The sequence below is a fragment of the Gemmatimonadaceae bacterium genome (assembly GCA_036496605.1).
GTDB lineage: Bacteria > Gemmatimonadota > Gemmatimonadetes > Gemmatimonadales > Gemmatimonadaceae > AG2.
This window is the reverse complement of the sequence record DASXKV010000039.1, coordinates 1-20,156: the sequence shown is the minus strand read 5'-3', so window position 1 is coordinate 20,156 and position 20,156 is coordinate 1. Positions and strand designations below refer to the sequence as shown.

Sequence of the window (20,156 nt, the reverse complement as noted above, 5' to 3'; positions counted from 1 at the left end):
GTTAGGTGGAACGCAGGGTGAGCAGTGGAGGCGCGGCTCGGACGACGGCGAGGAGCGCGTCGACCGCAGTGGGATCGAAGTGTCCTTCACGCTCCGCGGCGAGCGCCTCGAGCGTTTTCTCCAGCGACCATGCCTTGCGATAGGGCCGGTCGTGCGTGAGGGCATCGAGGTAGTCCACTACGGCGACCAGCCGGGCTTCGATCGCGATCTGCTCCTTGCGCAGCGCGGTGGGATAGCCCTTCCCATCCCAGCGCTCATGGTGAGAGCGCGCGATGAGCTCGGCCATCTGCACGAGCGGCGACCTGCCTCCGGTCAGCATCGTGGCGCCGATAGTCGTGTGCGTTTGCATGACCCGTCGTTCGTTGCTCGTTAGGCGGCCGCGCTTGAGCAAGATTGCGTCGGGGATGCCGATCTTGCCGACGTCGTGCAGCGGCGCGGCGCGCCGAATGAGCTCCACGCGGTCCGATGCGAGGCCGATTTCCGCTGCGAGCAGTGCCGCGAGATGCCCGACGCGCTGCGTGTGCTGACCCGTGTCGTCGTCACGAAACTCCGCTGCCGCCGCGAGCCGTTGGAGAATCTCGATCTGCGCTTCCTCCAGCTCGCGCGTCCGCTCTACCACACGCTGTTCGAGGACTTGGTTCTGCTCCCGAATCGCGCCGTACAGAAAGCGCGTCTCCAGCAAGTTCTCGATGCGCAGCACGACTTCCGTCGGGTCGAACGGCTTGGTGAGGAAGTCCTTTACGCCCCCCGAGAGCGCGCGTTGCTTGGTCTCATCGCTCGAATCGGCGGTCAGCATCAGCACCGGTAGATAGCCGGCATCGCTGAGCTGCGGGCGAATGGCATCGAGGACGCCGAACCCATCGAGCCCGGGCATATGCAGATCGAGCAGAATGAGATCGGGCGACCACGTCTGTGCGAGTGTCACGCCGACCCGCGGATCGGTGCTGCTGTTGACGGACGCGAAGCCGGCGCGACGCAGAATACGCTTGAGCGCCTCGATGTTCGCGTCATGATCGTCGATGATCAGGAGCCGCGCATTGCGCGGAGCTGGCGCGCGCACCAGCGCGAGCCCGGGCCGTTCGGAAAGCAGCTCGACGCGCTCTCGCGCACGTATCGGAGCCGACATGCGATGGAACGCTCGAAATCGCGGGGTGAGATGTATTGTGACGTGCCTCGCCATCAGGACGATTGGGAAGTGACGCCCGTATCGGCGCACTGCAGTGAGCCCGGGCAATTTGTCATCTCAATTGATGTTACGGTGGTCCTCCGGGTCGAGTCATTTGTGCACAGAAATGTTCCTCTGGCACCGCGAGTCTTCCTTCCCGTCGCCCCCTACATGGTCAACGTTCGACCACTCCGTCCGCGCGAGTCGTTTGACTCCCGTGAGCGCGTCGGTGATCTCGTTGTCGAGGTTGCTCGTCGTTATGCAGCGCAGATGAACGGCTGCGAGTTCGCGACCCTGATACGGTCGCGTCGACTCGATCGTCGCCGTTACATCGCTTTCATCGCCAGCCTGTACCCGTGCGTTATCGGCTTCAATCGCGCGCTGATCCGCAGCATCGCCAAAGTCGATCACGTTTTGCACAGTAGCTTCATCAAGAGCCTCGCCGAGCAGCTCCACGAGGAGCAGACGCACAATCAAATGTGGCGGACGAAGCTCGAGGTGTTCGGCGTCGATCATGAGGCGCTTTATTGGGACCTCAACGACTACCTCAGCCGATTCTCGACCGCGGAGCTCGAACGAATGACGCGTGCGGTGCTCGACGCACTCACGAAGGATGCGACGAACCATTCGCCGGGTGCGTTCCCGGACGCGCCCTTTCCCGAGCCGATCCTCGCCCTATACCACCAGCTCTACATGACGGCAACCTACGAGGACATCGACTACTGGGAACACTTTGCGAGTCAGAGTGCGATCGAGATGACGATCTACTCCGTGGTCTCGGGCACCGTGCTGCCAGGCGTGCAGGGTCACAAGGAACTGGACGGCGGACCGGCGACGCTGCGGTGGTGGACCGAGCATGCCAAGGCAGAGGGAAATAGCGGCGTCCGGACTGACGAGGAGAAACACCTCGACATGTCGCGCGTTGCGCTGAATCGGAGCGAGACTGCGAATTCTCTGAGGGATACTGTCGTCGCCAGGGCCGAGGATGCGCTGCGGCTGTTCGCCGCGGCAATGGCGTGCCAGATCACCGAGAGCGACCGCTTTCCGCTCGAGCGCTACCTGGAGGCGCGCGCCCAGCGCACGGGCACGCGGTGACAGCTCTACCTGTCGACACTTCGCGGTGAGCCGTCATGTTGCGACTCTTCAACCTCGGCGCGTCGGCGCACGCACACAACGATGGTGGGTCCCTCAACCCCGGAAGCGACGAATCGACGCTCCTCGATTCGTTGGGCGACGCGGTCATTATCACCGACGCCTCGGATCAAATCACCTATATGAATCGTGCCGCGGCCGAGCTCTTTGGTCGCGACCGCACGCTGCTCGCTGGTGAGAAACTGCTAAATCTTTTTACGCGGGACAGCAGCGAGGTCGTGCAATTCGGCCAGAGCGCGGCGCGCGACGGACTGCCGCAACGCTACGACGCCGACGTCGCTGGCCGTGACGAGTGCAAGGTGAGCGTAAGCGCGTCGCCCTTCGCCGTGAATGGCTCAGGCGGGACGGTGCTGACGCTGCGCGACGTCACCGAGATGCGACGGGCCCACCAGGAGCTCGCGCGTTCGGAAGCGAGGTATCGTCACCTCTTCGAGGACGCCAGCGACGCGATCATGACCTTCGATTCGCTCGGCCGGTTCACCAGCGTCAACGACGGTGGCGAGCAGATCTCGGGATACTCTCGCGATGAGCTGATCGGTCGCTTCTTCGGACCACTCCTTCCGCTGAGCGAGCTCCCGCGCGCGGTGCTCGAGTTTCGCAAGGCATTGTCGGGCCAACCGGGGCAATTCGAGTCCGTCGTGGTGCGCAAGGACGGCGAGCGGCGGCACATCACCATCACCTACTCGTGCCCGCAACGGAGCCGTGAAGTGCTGTGTCTGATCCGAGATGCGACGGAGGAGAAACAGCTCCAACAGCAGCTCGTGCAGTCCGAGAAGATGGGGGCGATCGGGCAGCTCGTGAGTGGCGTCGCGCACGAGCTGAACAATCCACTCGCCAGCATTACCGCGTTCGCGAAGCTGATGCTGTCCGACGGCAATCTCTCCGAGGAAGACCGGCATGCGACCGAGGTCATCGCGAGCGAAGCGCGGCGCGCGGCCCGCATCGTTCACAACTTGCTCACCTTTGCGCGGCAACACAAAGCGGAGAAGACGTACGCCGACATCAATCAGGTCGTCGAGAATACGCTCGAGTTGCGGAGCTACGATCTCAGCGTCCGCGGCATTCAGATCGAGCGCTCCTACGCCGATCCTGCGCCCTGTACGATGGTGGATGCGTACCAGTTGCAGCAGGTGATTCTCAACCTCGTCACGAACGCCGAACAGGCGATGGCCGGAGTCGAGCGAGCGCACCAGCGGTTGAGCGTTCGTACGCGGCAGGAGGGCGAGACGATCCGCGTCGAAATCGAGGACACTGGACCCGGTATTCCTTCCGACAGTCTCGAACGGATCTTCAATCCGTTCTACACGACTAAAGCAGTCGGCTACGGTACTGGGCTTGGCCTCTCGATCTCGTTAGGTATCATCAGCGAGCACGGGGGCCGGATCTGGGCGGAAAACGTCCCGTCGGGCGGGAAATTCTGTATCGACCTTCCGCGCATTGCTCCACCCCCTGGCAGCGACAGCATGCTGCCGACGTCCGTTCTGGCCCTTCCAGAGGGACTTCGCATCCTCATCGCCGACGACGAAGCGCCGATTCGCGAGGCGCTCTCCCGCTTTCTCGAAAAGTCGGGTCACGCTGTCGTCGCCGTCGACAGCGGCGGGGGCGCGCTCGCGGCCGCGCGAGAACAGACATTCGACGCCATTCTCCTCGACATGCGGATGCCCGACATCTCGGGGAAGAACGTCTTCGAGCGGTGGGCGAGCGAGCGCCCCGAGCTGGCGCGGCGCGTCGTGTTCCTCACCGGCGATATCGTCAGCGCCGACCTGCAGCAGTTTCTTGCTGGCACTGGCCAGCCGTTTCTCGCGAAGCCCTTTGATCTCGACGTCGTGCTGCAACTCCTTCAGCCAATGAAGCGCTGACGAATCGCCGGCTGGCGCAATTTGCGTCGAATCCAATAACCGCGCTGGACTAATCGTTAGCCTGCGTCATTGCGGTCGGATGACGCCCGGCGTGTCGACCGACTTTGGATGACGAACGCGTCATTGTGAGGACGCCCGGGTCCGTCGCGACACGCATCGTTGGGCATGGGACGACAGAGACTCATTCTCGAACCGCTCACGCGATCCGTCATTGGCGGCTTTTATGAAGTTTACAACACGCTTGGCTTTGGCTTTCTCGAGCATGTATACAAAGGGGCGCTCGAGCGAGAGCTGTTAGCGCGCGGGCATGAGGTCCAGCGCGAGGTCGGGATCATCGTCCGATACAAGGGCGAGCAAATCGCAGTGCAGCGCTTCGACATGATTGTCGACGAGAAGCTGCTCGTGGAGGCCAAGGCCACAATCGATCTCCACGGTGGAGCCCAACGGCAGGTCTACAACTATCTGCGCGCGAGTGGACTCGAAGTTGGGTTGCTGTTGCATTTCGGTCTGGAGCCAAAGTTCTATCGCATCGCGGACATACACGCGAGGCAGGCCACACAGCCTAGAGTCGATGCGGATGCTCCGGAGAATCCGGATGCTTCGGATCTGCTCCGGAACCGGGAGGCGTCGGTCCCCGTGGACGCCACACAGACGAAAGCTTATGCGGATGCTTCTGAGCATTCGAATAGGCCTGATCGCTCCGTGAGCGGTGAGGACGCCTCGCACAACGAGCCGGCATGATTCTTTGTTGACTGCACACCAGTCGAGTTCGAGACACCAATTGGCGCTAGTGGCTCACTGAGGTAGTTCACAAACAACACTGGGCTCGTTGGGCGCGGAGCTTTCTCATCCCAACGACGATGATCAGAAGCATCCGTGCTCTCCGAAGCATCCGCATAGCCTTGGTCTGTGTGCTGTCCACGCTAACGGACCCGTTCCGTTCGCGGAGTAGATCCGAAGCATCAGGTCCGTCCGGAGCATCCGCATAAACACTCGTCTGTGGGACCGGTGCCGGACCGAGCAGCGTAACCTTGGACTTATGCGTATAGTCCTTGGTTCGTGCGGCTTATGCCTCACAGCCAGCTGTCCGTGTGCAGTTTCAGACCGCTCACTGGCGCGAAGTGAGTTGCCTACGTAGCCTAAACGACCATGCGTCAAAGCCAGCATTACCGTCTACGACGCCCATTTCTTGGGCGAGCTGCCGCCGTGTTGGCGTTTTTGGCGCAGCTCGCAATCGTCGTTGCTGGCATTGGGGAAGGCCGGGAAGGGCTCGGCTACGCGGCGCACTTCGACCCCGGCGGCACGTCGACGCACTACTCGCACAACGAAGCACAGTGCGCGTCATGCCAGGCGCGGTCGATCCATGGCGTCGCCCGGCCGCAGCACCCGCAAATCGTCTCGGCGCGTCCGCGCGAAGTACCTGCCGTCACTTGGGTCGAGTCGTATCTCGACTCGACCAGCGATTCCCAGAATCTTTCGCGCGCACCTCCCTTCGTGAGCTGAATTCCGTCCTGTAGTTCCAACGGTTCAGCTTCACTCTCGGGGAGAACATGCGCCTTTTCTACACGCTGTGCGCGATTGGCGCGCTCAGCGAAGTCGCGTCCGCGCAGCAGCGGACAGCCACGCAGCCGGTCGATTCCTTGCGGATTTCGCGTCGCCAGGCGATCGCGGAAGCGCTAATTCACAATCCGCAAATCGAGGTCGCACGACAACAGACCGCGCAGTCGCGTGCGCGGCGTGTCGAGGGCATTGCCGTGCCCGATCCCGCGATCACCGCGGCGTACGACCAATCACCGGCACCCTTCAGCTTCGGCTCGGCGGGCGCACGCGACGTGGGCATTGGGTGGCTGATTCCATTTCCGTCGAAGATCTGGCAACGGAACAAGATCGGGAACGCCGACATCGGCTCGTTCGAGTCGAATTACCGACTGCAAACCCAGGTCATCGCGTCCTTCACGTCGCAGCAGTACGACTCGCTGCTCGTCGCGCGAAAACATCGCGCCGTGTTGCTCGAGGGCCGAGGCCTGTCGGCGGATTTCCTCAAGCGGACGGAAGCGCGGTACGAGGCGGGCACGGCAGCCAAGCTCGACGTCATCAGAGCGCAGGTGGACGTCGCGCAGGCAGACAACCAGCTCATCGCCAACGAGCTCGATATCGCAAACGCGCAAGCGGCGCTCAATCGGTTCCTCGGACGCGTCATCGCGACGCCGATCGCGCCGACCGACACGTTAGGCTTGCCGGATCCGCTGCCCGATTCCACGACCATCGAACAGACGGCGCTCCAAAATCGCCCCGAGATCACACAGCTCGCCAGCGAGCAATACGGCGCGCACGCGAACACGAATCTGCTGCGCCAATTCTGGATTCCCGATTTCACCTTCGGCGTCACGCGCGACTACACCCAGCCCGGAGCACCGGTGTACTCGACCGGCATCGCTCTACCATTGCCCGTCTTTTTCTGGCAGCACAGCCAGGGTGAGATCGCCGAATCGAAGCATCACGAGCAGGAGCTCGACGCATCGTACCGCGACCTCCGGGCGCAGGTGACTCAGGACGTGCGGACTGCGTATGCCACCGCCAGCACGTCGATGCGACAGGTCTTGTTCCTGCGCGATCAACTGGTGCCGTCAGCGCGCGAGGCATTTCGCGTCGCGTCGGTGAGCTATTCGTTAGGCGGTTCGTCCGCGCTCGAGGTGCTCGATGCGCGGCGCACGTTGCTCGATGCCGAAGGCCAACTCGCCGACGCGCTGGCGTCGGCCAACATCGCCCGCGCCGATCTCGAGCGCGCGCTCGGTGTTCCCCTGACAACGCTCGTTCCTGGATCTCGTTAGACATGCGTCCCCGATTCATTCTGTCACAGCCGCAGCTGCTGCTCCTCGCTTCGCTGGCAGCCTGCTCGAGCAATGGCTCCGCTCATCCTGCGGATTCGTCGAATGGACGAACCGGCGCGCTCGCGCTGACGCCCGAGCAGCGAGCGCGAATTCACCTGGTGACGGTGCAGAACACGCCCTTCCGCCCGACGCTCGAGGCGACCGGGACCGTGGCCTTCAACGGCGATCGATCGACGCCGGTGCTCTCACCGATTTCCGGGCCGGCGCTCCAGATCCTCGTGAACCCCGGCGCCGTCGTGAAAAAGGACGACGCGCTGGCGACGGTGTCGTCGCCCGACTTCGCGACGGCGGTCGCGAGCTATCGCAAAGCCGAGAGCGCGTTTCGCAACTTGAAGCGCATCGCCGATCTCGATGAGCAGTTGTTCAAGAACGACGCGATCGCTCGGCGCGATCTCGAGCAGGCGCAGACCGATGCGTCGGGCGCGGCTGCGGATCGTGAGGCGGCCATCCAGCAGATGCGTGCGTTAGGCGTTCAGGAGCCGCAGATCGACGCGATCCGCGAAAACAAGCCGACGACGGAGCCGCTTCAAGCCACCATTCGCGCGCCCATCGATGGAACGGTCGTCGAGAAGCTGATCAGTCCCGGGCAGCTGCTGCAAGCGGGGACGACGCCGTGCTTCACGATCGCCGATCTCTCGACGATGTGGGTACTCGCGAACGTGTTTCCGTCGGACGTGAAGGACGTAACGGTCGGCGAGCCGGTGGATGTCATCACCGATGCGTCGACGTCGCCGCTCCAGGGGCGCGTCGATTATGTGGCCGCGCTCGTCGATCCAACGAGCAAGGCGATCGGAGTGCGCGTGCTCGTGCCGAACCTCAATCACGTGCTGCGGCGAGACATGTTCGTGCACGTCGGTATTCACGCCAATCACGAGCACACAGGATTGTTGGTCCCGACAACGTCGGTACTGCGCGACGAGGAGAACCTTCCGTTCGTGTACGTCGCCGCGCCGAACGGCTCGTTCGAACGGCGGCGGATCACGCTTGGCTCTCGCGTCGCCGACCGATACGAGGTGGCGTCCGGCATCGCTCCGGGCGACAAGGTCGTGTCCGAGGGCGCGCTCTTCCTTCAGTTTGCGGAGAGCCAGTGAGCACCGAGGCGCATCCCGAGATCGACGAAAGCGCTGAGGGCCCGCGTCGGCGTCCGTCTCGAAAGGCCGTTCCCGAGCACGCTCGCGATACCAAGGGCGCGATCCATCGCCTCGTCGGGGCCTCGCTGAAGCAGCCGCTCCTCGTGGCGCTGTTGGGCTTCGCGATCATCGGCGTCGGCATCTGGTCCTTCCTGCGATTGCCGGTCGATGCGTATCCCGACGTGTCCCCGCCGCTGGTTGAGATCACGACTCAGTGGCCCGGCCACGCGGCCGAGGAAGTTGAGCGTTTGATCACGGTGCCGCTCGAGGTCGCGATGAACGGACTTCCAGGCCTCACGGTGACGCGCTCCATCTCGCTGTACGGACTGTCGAATGTCCGAGTCACTTTCCGCGACGGTACCGACCCGTACTTCGCGCGGCAGCAGGTATTCGAGCGATTTGGCGACGCCGATCTTCCTGACGGCGTGAGTCCGGGGATGTCTCCGCTCTTCTCGCCCTCGGGGCTCGTCTACCGATATGTGCTCGAGAGCGCGGACCGGAGCGCGATGGAGCTCAAGGTCCTGCAGGACTGGGTACTCGAGAAGGCGTACAAGTCAGTGCCCGGCGTCGCCGACATGTCGTCGCTCGGCGGTGAGACGATGCAGTACCAGGTGCTCGTCGATCCGAACAAGCTCGCCGGCGCGGGTCTCTCTGTGCAGAACGTCGCCGACGCGTTAGGCGCCAACAACGGGAACGCGGGCGGCGGCTTCTATTCCGAGGGCGGCCAATTCTTCTATGTGCGCGGGCTCGGCCGGGTCGTGACGTTGGACGACATCGGCAACATCGTGCTCGCGGTGAAGAACAGCGCTCCGATTCTCGTGCGGGATATCGGCGACGTTGTCATTGGCCATGCGCCGCGCCTGGGGCAGTTCGGCTATCAGACGAACAACGATGCCGTCGAAGGCGTTGTGCTCATGCGCACCGGCGAGCAAGCGCAGACGGTGCTCAAGGGCGTCGAGGCGATGACGGCGAAGCTGAATGCGAACGTGTTACCGAAGGACGTGAAGGTCCATGCTTTCTACGATCGCAGCGAGCTGATCGCGCTCACGACGCGCACGGTCGAGGACAATCTGCTGCGCGGCATCGTGCTGGTCGTCATCGTCCTCATCTTCTTCCTGTACGATGTGCGGTCGGGTTTGATCGTGGCCGTCACGATACCGCTGTCGCTCTTCTTTGCCTTCATCTGTCTCGACCTGCGTCATATACCGGCCAATCTCCTGTCGATCGGCGCCATCGATTTTGGCATCATCGTCGACGGCGCTGTGGTCATGGTCGAGAACATCCATCGACATCTCGCGCGGCGGCACGGCACGGACTACCGTCTGATCGAGGTCATCATGGATGCGGCGTCGGAGGTCGACCGGCCGATCTTCTACGCGATCGCGGTGATCGTCGCCGCGTTCCTGCCGATCTATGCTCTGTCGGGCGCTTCGGGCAAGCTGTTCGAACCGATGGCCGACACGACGATCTATGCGTTGCTTGGCTCGCTGCTCTTCACGCTGACGGTGATTCCCGTGCTCTGCATGGTCGCGTTACGGGGTGGCGTGAAAGAACGGCGCAACGCGGCATTCGAGTGGATTCGGGACAAATATCAGGGCGGCCTCGACTGGTGTCTGGCGCGCACTCGCCTAACGATTGGCGTTTCCGTTGCCTTGTTCGCTCTGTCGATCCTGATCATGTTCTCGCTCGGCGGTGAGTTCATGCCGAAGCTCGACGAGGGCGCCCTCTGGGTGCGCGCGACGATGCCCTACACGATCTCTTTCGAGGAGTCGTCGCGGCTCGTGCCGCAGATCCGGCAGATTCTGTCGTCCTTTTCGCCGGTGACGGTGGTTGCCTCGGAGCATGGCCGGCCCGATGACGGCACCGATCCGACGGGATTCTTCAACGCCGAGTTCTACGTCGGCCTTAAGCAATACAAGGACTGGACGGGTCCCTACAAGGACAAGGACGAGCTGATCGACGCGATCCAACGCAAGCTCTCGGCGTTCCCCGGAATCACGTTCAACTATACTCAGCCCGCGGAAGACGCGGTCGACGAGGCCCTCACGGGACTCAAGAGTTCTCTCGACGTGAAGATCTTCGGCACAGACCTCGCGTTGCTCGAGGGCAAGGGCCGCGAGATCAAGAGGGTGCTCGAGTCGGTGCGCGGCATCGATCATGTGACGCTCGTGCAAGAGCTCGGACAACCGAGCCTAACGATCACCGCCGATCGCGCGAAGATGGCGCGCTACGGCCTCAACGTCTCCGACCTCAACGGCCTGATCGACGCCGCCGTCGGCGGCTCGGCGGCCACGCAGGTCGTCCAAGGTGAGCGCACGTTCGATCTCGTCGTGCGGCTCCAGCCGCAGTTCCGCGAGACGCCGGACGAGATCGGGAACATTCTCGTCACGACGGCGAGCGGCGCGCAGATCCCGCTGCGTCAGGTGGCGGACGTGCAGGTCGCGAACGGCGCGTCGTTCATCTATCGCCAGGACAACTCGCGGTACATCGGTGTCCAGTACTCGGTCGAGGGCCGCGATCTGGCGAGCGCCGTGCGCGAGGCGCGAGGAAAGGTCGAGCAGCAGGTGAAGATGCCGACCGGTTATTCGATTCGTTGGGGCGGCGAATACGAGGAGTACACCGCGTCACGCAGCCAGATCAACGTTGTGCTGCCACTGACCGTGATTCTGATCTTCGCGATCCTGTTCGTGCTCTACCACAACTTCAAGTTCCCGTTCATTACGGTGGTCGGCGTGATCCTCTCCGCGCCGTTAGGCGGGCTGGTCGTGCTCGCGCTCACGGGGACGCCGCTTTCCGTGTCGTCGATGATCGGATTCCTGGCGCTATTCGGGGTCTCGGTGCAGACGGCGGTGGTCTACATCTCGTACGCGAACGAGTTGCGACTGGAAGGCTTCGGCATCGCCGAGGCGACGCGCACGGCGGCAGTGCTGCGGTTGCGGCCGATCATGATGACGGCACTCGTTGCCGCGTTAGGCTTGCTCCCGGCGGCCCTATCGACGGGCGTGGGATCCGATACGCAGAAGCCGTTCGCACTCGTGATCGTCGGTGGGTTATTCTCGCGATTACTCATCAGCGTGTTCCTGATGCCGGTCCTGTACGCGGTGACGGCGAAGGAGGGGGACCACCTCGAGGTCTGAGCTCGGTCAGGGTGCCGACACATCAGTGACCGTTGTCTATTGTTGTATGGTTGGGCGGTCATGAGACGTCGAATCACAGTTCGGGCACTCTTGGCGGCGATTTCAATCGCCGTCATCGTCAGCTGTCAGGGAGTGACGGAGCCAGTAACCGCTGGAACCGCGTTCGTTCTCGAGAGTGTCGGCGGCGCCCCTGTGCCGGCCGTCGCCGGCACTATTCCGTCAGGTGCGGTTCTGATCGCCGATACACTCGTCTTCCTCTCCCGAGACGACAGAGCCTCGGGACAAGTCGAACATCATGAAACCGCGCAGCTGGGTCCGAGTGTCTCGCACGCGTCGTATGCGCGTTTATACAACTGGCACGACGGCGTGCTGACCTTTTCCCCGGCTCCTTGCCCGCCCGGGGCGCTATGCGCCCACGTCGAAGTCCAGCCGCCATCCGAAACGGGCCGGTTCGGCCCTCGTGCCCTCACGATTACCTACGGGAGTCCAGGGATCTTTCCGCGAACGTATCGCCGCGTGAACTGACGAGCCGGCGGCACCACGTTCGGACGAGACTGGACGAAGCGCGCCGCGAGAACCACTATGGGGCGCCCGCCATCCATTCACATCCTCGTGGAGTCGTACGCCCATGCGAGTCCTGCGCGCGATTGCTCTCGTCGGTCTCTTCGCCTCAACAGCACGTGCCCAGAACGGCGGCGGATCGTCACCCTGGGTTCGCGACTCACTCCATTCGTCGAAGCTGAACGAAGAGCGTACGCTCTTCATCGCCACGCCGCCTAACTACAGCACCTCCAAGCAGAGCTATCCGGTGCTCGTCCTGCTCGATGCGGACGACCAGCCCCAGTTCGCCGCTGCGGTCGCGAACGTGGCGTTTCTCGCGAATCGCGCGGCGATTCCAGATATGCTCATCGTCGGCGTCGTGAACGGCAAAGACCGATCGCACGACATGACCCCGCCCGCGACCGGCGCCACGGCCAAGAACTTTCCCACGGCTGGCGGCGCCAAGGCCTTCGCGGACTTCATCCTGGATGAAGTGTTGCCTCGCGTGCGGTCGAAGTACCGGACGTTGCCGTCGACGGTGCTCGCCGGTCACTCGTTCGGCGGTCTCTTCGCGCTCGACGTCGCCGCATCGCGACCGAACACCTTCAGTGGAATCGTCGCGATGAGTCCATCGCTCTGGTGGAACGACTCGCTTCCCGCGCGCGAGTACGCAACCGCGATTGCGAAGACGCCGATGACGACGCGGCTCTTTGCGACGAGCGGTGGACTCGAGCCGCCAATCGCCGTCACCACGAAGTACTTCGTGAGCCGGTTGGATTCGATCAAGCCGGCGACGCTTGCCTTCGCGTCGCAGTATTATCCGGAGAACACGCACGGCCTAACGCCGGAGCCGAGTCTGGTCGACGGTATCCGATTCGTCTACGAGCCCATCTCGCTTGCCCGCTCGCCGATGCAGCAGCTTGGCCCGAACAGTGATTCGGCCACCATCGTGAAGGCGCTGACCGAGACCGAAGAGACCTACGTGCGCGGCGCGAGGAGTCTCGGTCTGCCCGATCGTTTCCCCGAAGTGCAGATGAACAGCTGGGGCTATGGTCTCCTTCAGTTCTTCAAGATGCCGAAGGTCGCGGTGTGGGTCTTCCGCAAGAACGTCGCGAGCTATCCCGATTCGCCTAACGTCTACGACAGTTTGGGTGACGGCTTGCTCGCCCTCGGCGACAGCGCGGCTGCACGGGCGCAGTTCCGGATGGCGCGCGACGTGGCCGTGCGCGTCGGTCAGCCGGTGTCGAAGGAGACGTTGAAGAAGCTCGACGCGCTCGAGCACCCGGCGGCGACACAAGCTGGGAAGGCGAAGCCCTGAGAGCGGGCAGGCTCGGCTGCAACCCATGTTGCCGCATGGGGTAGTAAGCGCGGAGGCAATTGGCCATGAGACCAACAACGGCAATCCGTGGTGGTCTCGTCGCGCTCGCTTTGGCAGTTTGTGGAACCAGGCTCGACGCCGAGCCGAGCCCGACGACTTCGCCGACAACCGACGTCACCTCGCAGGAGGTCGACGCCTCGAATCAGAAGATCTGGGCGGTCTACGACGCGCTCGTGTCCATGTGGAGCGCGGACTTCAAGCAGATCGGTGAGCACTTCGCTGCGCCGGGCGTGGCGCGCTATCGCATGCGCATTCGTACGCCCTGCGGCTACCTCATGCCGGAGAATGCGGAGTACTGCGCCGCGAACAACACGATCTACTTCGACGACGTCTTCGTCGCGGGCCAGGTGAAGGAGGCAGCCCAGGCACTCGGGACCGACGGCGACATGGCCGGCCTGGGCATCATCGCGCACGAGATGGGACACGCGGTCGCGATGCAGCTTGGTCACAGCTATCGCATGTCGTACGACAACGAGGCGACGGCAGATTGTCTCGCGGGAGCGTTCACCCTGCACGCGAAGGGAGACGGATCACTCGAGCAGGGCGACGTCGAGGAGGCGGAGTTCGGGATGTCGAGCGCCGGCGATCCGACACCACAGCTCACGGGCAACGACCGGGTCGATCAACGCATTCTCGCGCGCATGGAGCGTGTCGGCCACGGCACGCGCGAGCAGCGAGTTCAGAACTTCAAAAACGGCCTGACTGGTGGTGCTGGGGCATGCCTGGAGGAATTCCGCGGACAGCGGACCTGAGCTGACAACCAACGCATCCCCTCGCCGGGCCGACAGCCAAACGTACATTTGATAGATGATCCGCCTGGCACAGCCCGCAGATGCTTCGCGCGTTGCCGCGATCTATCGGCCCGCGGTCACCGAGCAAGCGACGTCCTTCGAGCTCGACCCGCCCGACGCCAGCGAGATGAGTACGCGGATCGCCAGGACGCTCGATCGCTTTCCATGGCTCGTCGAGGACGAGGATGGCCGCGTCGTCGGCTACGCGTACGGCGGCCCACATCGGGCTCGCGCTGCGTACCAATGGTCCGTCGAAGTGTCGGCGTACGTCGCCGAAGACAGGCAGCGGCGCGGCATCGCGCGCTCTCTCTACGAGGCGCTCTTTCGCGTGCTCGTCTTGCAGGGCTACCGCAACGCCTACGCTGGGATCACACTGCCCAACGCCGCGAGTAAAGGCTTCCATCGGAGCCTTGGCTTCACACCGGTTGGCATCTTCCGCAGCGTGGGATTCAAACTCGATCGATGGCACGACGTGGGGTGGTTCGAGCGACCGCTCGTCCCGCGCGACGACACGCCACCGCCGCCGCCGATTCCGCTCGCGATACTCGCGACGTCGCCTCTTCTCGCTGCCGCCATTCGCGGTCAGCCGACGCCTCGCTTTCGTCAGGCGACGCCTGCCGATGTGCCGGCGATCCGTGCCCTCATCGACGCGTCGGTGCGCGGCTTGAGTGAGCCACTCTATACGCCCCAACAAATCGACAGTGCGCTGCGCCACCTGTTCGGCCCGGACAGCCAGCTCATCGCCGATGGCACGTACTACGTCGCCGATATCGGCGACGAGGTCGTCGCCTGCGGCGGCTGGAGCCAGCGTGAGACATTGCACGGCGGCGATCAAGCAAAGCACGGCGACGATCCCCTGATCGATCCGCGCGTGTCGCCCGCGCGTCTCCGGGCGTTCTTCGTCCACCCGCGCTGGTCGCGGCGCGGGATCGGCCGGCTCCTATTTCACGAATGCTCAACAGCGGCGAGCGCCGCCGGTTTTCGCGACCTCGAGCTCACGGCGACGCTGCCTGGCGAGCAGCTGTACGCCACCCTCGGCTTCACCGTCGTGGAGCGCGGCGCCGTCAAGATGCCGGACGGCGTCGAGCTCCAGACATCGCGCATGCGGCGCTCGCTCGCCGATTACTCCGCCTGAATCGCGATCAGCGGACTGACGCGCGTCGCACGCAGCGCCGGAACGAGGGTCGCGAGCAGACCGGCGACGAACATCAACAACACGGAAAGCAGCCAGGTTGTCGCATCGAGTGGACTCACTCCGTACAGGGCGAAGCTGATGAACTGCGTGAGCCCAACGCCGCCTAACGACCCGAGGACGAGGCCGGTCACCACGAGACGCAGCCCCTCGACCGTCATGAGCCTCATGAGAGCCGGAGCAGAGCTGCCGAGTGCCGCACGAATGCCCAGCTCGCGCGTTCGCTGCGCCACGGCGTAGCTCAACACGCCGTAAAGTCCCGCGATCGCGAGCACGAGCGCCACCACGGCGAACGCGCCGAGGAGGCTGAGATAGAACCGCGGTTGACCGAGGCTCGAGGCGATGACGTCCTGCATCGGAAGCACGCTGGCGACGGCCGCGGTTGGGTCGATCGAGCGGATCGCGGCGCGCACCGACGGCGCGATCGCCGCCGGGTCGCCGCGACGGACGCGAATCATCAGCGAGAAGAGACTCGTCTGACCGTTTTGCAAATATGTCCAGTACATCTCGGGAGCCGGCGGAGCGACCGGGCCGAAGTTGCGAATATTCGAAACAACGCCAACGATTGTCGCAAACGTCGTGTCGGTCAGGTAGAACCGCTTGCCGATCGGGTCGATCCCATTGAGGTCGCGATCGACGAGTGCCTGATTCACCACGACCACGGGCGGCGCCGACGGGCCGGCGTCGTCGGAGGGTAGAAGGAGCCGTCCCGCGAGCAGGCGCTGCCCGGTCACACTGAAGAAGCTCGGCGAAACGCGGCGCCCTTCGACGATCGGCAAACGCGTGGGGTCGCCTTTTGACTGGCCTTCGTAGCGAATGTTCGAGTTGCTGCCCCAATTGACGTAGGGCATCAGATCGATCGACCCGGCGCTCTCGACACCCGGGAGGGCGCGAATGGCGTCGAGCGCGGGCTCGAGAAAGGCGAGCGCCGCCGGCTGCTTTGCATAACGAGCCGGCGACGTCGTCACACGCAGGGTGAGCACGTGTGCCGTCTCGAATCCCGGGTCGTTGCCGAGCAACCCCGCGAATCCCTTGAGCGTCAACCCGGCGCCGATGAGCAGCACGAGTGAGAGCGCGATCTCGAAAACGACGAGTGTGCGCAGTGCTCGATGTTGCTCGCGTCCCGCGCCGCCGCCGCGCCCGCCGCGCAGCGCGTCCGCTGGATCGACGGCAGCGCTGCGCCAGGCTGGCAGCACGCCGCATACCAGGGCGACGACACATGAAAGCCCGACCGCAAAGAGAATGACGCGTGCGTCCACACTGAGGCCCGCGAGCTGCGGAATGCGTGCGCCGGCCAGCGCTCCAATCGTGCGCACGCCGCCGACGGCGAGTCCCAGTCCGATGAGCACGCCGAGGCCCGTGATGAGCAAACTCTCAACGAACGCCGTTCGCATGGTCGCCCAGCGGCTCGCACCGAGTGCCGTACGAACCGCGATCTCACGACGGCGCTGCACGCCACGCGCGAGCAGAAGTGCCGCGACGTTCGTCGCCGCAATCAGAAGCACCATGCCGACCGCACCGAACAGAAGGAGCAGCGGCGTCCGCACGGCCGCGACGTTCTCCGCTTGTAACGGAGCAACGCGAACGTCTTCGCCGCGCAGTACCGGATTCTCCGCGACGATGGCGCCGAAAATCGCCTGGAGCTCCGCCTGTGCGGACATCGGCGTTGCACCGGTCGTTAGGCGACCGAATACCAGCAGGAAGTTGCTCCGGCGCTGTCCGTCGGCGAGCTGCGCCGCCGTGAACTGAATCGGCATCCAGAGGTCCGCGCGCACGACGTTGAATCCGTGCGGCACGTGAAAATCCGGCGGAGCGATCCCAATGATCGTCGTCGACAAACCGTCGATGGGAAACGTTCGACCAACGATCGAAGGCTCAGCGCCCAGCTTCGATTGCCAGAACTCGTAACTCACGACCGCGACCGGCGCCTCTCCGACATGATCGTCGTCCGGAACGATGAGACGGCCGAGTGCGGCGCGCGCGCCCAGGGTGTTGAAGAAGTTGCCAGTGACGTACACCTGGCTCGCCTGGATCGCCTCTGATGGAAGCGTCACGAGGGCCGTCCCGAAACCGAACGCCGCCAATCCCTCGACCCGCCGCGTGGTCCGCGCCAAGTCCATGTAGTTCGGCGCCGACATCGGCCAGGTGCCGAGCGGCCCGGAATGCGGCGTCGTTCGATGGACGGCGACGAGTCGGGCTGGCTCGCGGAAAGGGAGCGACTGAAAGAGTGCTCGGCTGATGGCGCTGGAGATGGCGGCGGTGGCACCGATGCCGAGCGCGAGACAGAGCACGCCGGCGATAGCAACGGTGGGGGTGCGGAGCAGCCCGCGCGCGGCGGAACGAAGGTCGGAGAGCATGACGTTGGCTCGGTGGGGTTTTCCTCTAGACACGCGCGAAGCGTCGATAGTTGAAGGCAGGGGACGAACCGTTGGGCAGCAGTCCCTAGGGCCCCTACGCCCCTGGCCCTTCGCAGTATCATTCTCGAATCGCTATCGGATTGCTCCCATGCCCACGACGCACATCTTCGCCGACGTCACTCAGACCGTCGGCAACACGCCGCTGGTTCAGCTTTCTCGCCTAACGAAGGGACTTCCAGCTCGCGTCGCCGTGAAGCACGAAGGTTACAATCCGTTCAACTCCGTCAAGGACCGTATCGGCGCGGCAATGGTCGACGACGCGATCCAGCGCGGCGCGCTCAAGCCGGGCATGGTCATCGTCGAGCCGACGAGCGGTAACACCGGCATCGGCATTGCCTACGCGGCAGTCGCGCGTGGCTATCACTGCATTTTCACGATGCCGGAGACGATGACGCTCGAGCGGCGAAACATGCTCCGCGCGCTCGGATGCCGGGTCGTCCTCACGGAGGGGGCGAAGGGGATGAAGGGTGCGATGGCCAGGGCCGAGGAGATTCTCGCGGAGCTCGGGAGCCGTGGCGTGATGATGCGGCAGTTCGACAACCCGGCGAACCCGGCGATCCACTATAAGACGACGGGTCCCGAGATCTGGAATGACACGGCGGGACAGGTGGACATCTTCGTGTCTGGTGTCGGGACGGGCGGGACGATCACCGGCGCCGGGAAGTATCTGCGCGAGAAGAAGCCGGGTATTCACATCGTCGCCGTGGAACCTAACGAGAGTCCGGTGCTCTCCGGTGGCCAGCCGTCGCCGCACAAGCAGCAGGGAATCGGGGCGGGGTTCGTGCCGTCGATTCTCGACACGTCGATCTACGACGAGGTCGTGCGCGTGACGAACGAGCAGGCGTTCGACATGACGCGCCGGCTCGCCCGCGAGGAGGGCATCTTCGCCGGTATCTCGTCCGGGTCGATCACCTTCGCGGCGCTGGAGGTTGCAGCACGTCCGGAGAACGCGGGAAAGCTCATCGTGTCGATTATCGCCGACTTCGGGGAGCGCTATCTCTCGCACCCGGTGTACACCGAGTTGCCGGAACCCGACGACGCGGCGCTCGGGCTCGCCGAGCCTGTCCACGCCTAACGCTCGAGGGGCGGCCGCGCGGAGGACAAACGAGGGCGAGGGCGCGTCCGGGCATCCCGCCCGCGTTACTGGCGAGATTGCGCGACGCCCGTAGAATGCGTCCTTAGCCTGGAGTCTCGTCGAAGGCGGCGTGGCTCGAGGACAACGCATTTCGAGGTCGTTGAATCATGGACGCCGTCGGGCAACCAGAGCGCGCGATCTCTACCGCGTCTCCAACTGCCGCGTATGCAAGACTGAACAGCCGCGTGAATGCCGTGTTGATCGACACCGCGGTCACGGCGGTCGTGTTTATCGCTCTGATGATCGTCGCGAGTCTCGCCGACAACGTGCCACACACCGGCGGAGTGTTCGTGACGCCTCATCGTCGGTTGGCTGTTCCTCTACGAGCCGATTCAGGTGTGGCTCTTTGGCGCGACGATCGGCCATCGGGGAGCGAACATTCGCGTCGTCAGCGACAAGACCGGCGGGCCGCCATCATTTCTGGTCTCGTTTGCGCGATTCTTCGTGAAGTCCTTTCTCGGATTTCCGTCGTTCGTCTCGATGGCCTTCACGCGGCGGCATCAGTCCGTGCACGATTACGTCACGCGAACGACGGTGCAATTGAGAGATCTCTCAATCGCCAGCGATGACGATTACCTCCTCGAGCGCGTTCCGGACACGGTAACGATCGCCATCCCCGCGACGACGTCGCGCCGGATAACCGTGACCCTGCTGTACATCGTTGTGGCATATCTCCTCTCCAGCCTCGCCGGCGTTGGACTCGTGAGCGACCAATGCCTGTCGCAGAGTGAATGTTCGTCCGCGGACGCGGCCAATTCCCGTCTCGTCACGTATCTGCTCCTGGCCGCCATCGTAGCGATCGCGGTCCAGGGATGGCGAGGACGCCTGTGGGGAGCGCGCAGCCACATCGAGACCGCACCACTCGCCGCCGCACCAGACAAGACGGATCCACCGGCTGTGTAATCGGGACGCTGTTGCTCAACTTCGTTTTGCAGTGTTTTGCGGTGTTGAGTTGCCAGTCATTGATCTCCTGAACTGTGATCTTCCTCGAATGGCTGGAAAGGTTGAGGTCAGTGTGGTCGCTGAAACCTCCGACACGGCGCTGAGACCGCTGACTGGTTCCTCAGCAGCGACAGCTCCATGCACCGAGTACCAGAGGGTGGTTTGTTGTTTTAAACGCCTCGGGAAGCATCCAACGGAAAGACAAACCTCCCGACGCATTCACACATGCACAACATTGCCGGGCGTGGAGCTCTCTCTCAACACGGAGGCCGTCAGTGATTTCAGGGGCCGTGTCAGCGGTTCTATGAGAGCGATTGTCAAGGGCGGACTTCGTCCGTGCGGATTGCGTGGGCGTTTTTTCCCGTGCAATCAGCCCTGATGGTTGCTTGGCGGACGAGATCGTCCGCTGCGATTGAGCTCGCAGTGC

General features: G+C 63.8%; 15 protein-coding genes. 13 read left to right on the top strand and 2 right to left on the bottom strand.

Features of this window, described 5'->3' with window-relative positions:
- Position 1: 1 nt before the first annotated feature.
- Complete coding sequence (locus tag VGH98_15950) at positions 2-1,126, bottom strand: HD domain-containing phosphohydrolase (protein HEY2377472.1); 1,125 nt, start codon at positions 1,124-1,126, stop codon at positions 2-4.
- A gap of 210 nt (positions 1,127-1,336) precedes the next feature.
- On the opposite strand from VGH98_15950, the gene VGH98_15945 reads away from it, so the two are divergent.
- From VGH98_15945 to VGH98_15895, 11 genes are all read left to right on the top strand, one after another.
- Positions 1,337-2,260 (top strand): hypothetical protein, encoded by a 924-nt coding sequence (locus tag VGH98_15945; protein HEY2377471.1) that lies wholly within the window; start codon positions 1,337-1,339, stop codon positions 2,258-2,260.
- A 35-nt stretch (positions 2,261-2,295) separates the two neighbouring features.
- On the top strand, positions 2,296-4,176 hold the full coding sequence (locus tag VGH98_15940; GenBank protein HEY2377470.1) for a PAS domain S-box protein: 1,881 nt from the start codon (positions 2,296-2,298) through the stop codon (positions 4,174-4,176).
- 165 nt (positions 4,177-4,341) lie between these two features.
- Complete coding sequence (locus tag VGH98_15935; GenBank protein ID HEY2377469.1) at positions 4,342-4,917, top strand: GxxExxY protein; 576 nt, start codon at positions 4,342-4,344, stop codon at positions 4,915-4,917.
- A 465-nt stretch (positions 4,918-5,382) separates the two neighbouring features.
- The gene (locus VGH98_15930; GenBank protein ID HEY2377468.1) at positions 5,383-5,679 is read left to right on the top strand and encodes a hypothetical protein; all 297 of its coding nucleotides are present in this window, start codon (positions 5,383-5,385) and stop codon (positions 5,677-5,679) included.
- Positions 5,680-5,726: 47 nt separating this feature from the next.
- Entirely contained in the window at positions 5,727-7,007 is a 1,281-nt protein-coding gene (locus VGH98_15925; GenBank protein HEY2377467.1) for a TolC family protein, read from the top strand.
- Positions 7,008-7,009: 2 nt separating this feature from the next.
- Entirely contained in the window at positions 7,010-8,158 is a 1,149-nt protein-coding gene (locus VGH98_15920) for an efflux RND transporter periplasmic adaptor subunit (protein HEY2377466.1), read from the top strand.
- Complete coding sequence (locus tag VGH98_15915) at positions 8,155-11,334, top strand: CusA/CzcA family heavy metal efflux RND transporter (protein HEY2377465.1); 3,180 nt, start codon at positions 8,155-8,157, stop codon at positions 11,332-11,334. The genes VGH98_15920 and VGH98_15915 overlap by 4 nt, the downstream gene beginning before the upstream one ends.
- Before the next feature lie 60 nt (positions 11,335-11,394).
- Positions 11,395-11,859 (top strand): hypothetical protein, encoded by a 465-nt coding sequence (locus tag VGH98_15910; protein HEY2377464.1) that lies wholly within the window; start codon positions 11,395-11,397, stop codon positions 11,857-11,859.
- 103 nt (positions 11,860-11,962) lie between these two features.
- Complete coding sequence (locus tag VGH98_15905) at positions 11,963-13,192, top strand: alpha/beta hydrolase-fold protein (GenBank protein HEY2377463.1); 1,230 nt, start codon at positions 11,963-11,965, stop codon at positions 13,190-13,192.
- A 65-nt stretch (positions 13,193-13,257) separates the two neighbouring features.
- Entirely contained in the window at positions 13,258-14,004 is a 747-nt protein-coding gene (locus VGH98_15900; protein HEY2377462.1) for a neutral zinc metallopeptidase, read from the top strand.
- Between the two features lie 55 nt (positions 14,005-14,059).
- The gene (locus VGH98_15895; protein ID HEY2377461.1) at positions 14,060-15,178 is read left to right on the top strand and encodes an arsinothricin resistance N-acetyltransferase ArsN1 family B; all 1,119 of its coding nucleotides are present in this window, start codon (positions 14,060-14,062) and stop codon (positions 15,176-15,178) included.
- On the opposite strand, the gene VGH98_15890 is transcribed toward VGH98_15895, so the two are convergent.
- On the bottom strand, positions 15,166-17,592 hold the full coding sequence (locus tag VGH98_15890) for an ABC transporter permease (protein ID HEY2377460.1): 2,427 nt from the start codon (positions 17,590-17,592) through the stop codon (positions 15,166-15,168). The genes VGH98_15895 and VGH98_15890 overlap by 13 nt on opposite strands.
- 148 nt (positions 17,593-17,740) lie before the next feature.
- Here VGH98_15890 and cysK point away from each other — a divergent pair, with 148 nt between their 5' ends.
- Together cysK and VGH98_15880 are read left to right on the top strand one after the other, a co-directional pair.
- Positions 17,741-18,727, top strand: a complete 987-nt coding sequence (gene cysK / locus VGH98_15885; protein ID HEY2377459.1) for a cysteine synthase A — start codon at positions 17,741-17,743, stop codon at positions 18,725-18,727.
- 360 nt (positions 18,728-19,087) lie between these two features.
- On the top strand, positions 19,088-19,690 hold the full coding sequence (locus tag VGH98_15880; protein ID HEY2377458.1) for an RDD family protein: 603 nt from the start codon (positions 19,088-19,090) through the stop codon (positions 19,688-19,690).
- Positions 19,691-20,156 lie beyond the last annotated feature (466 nt).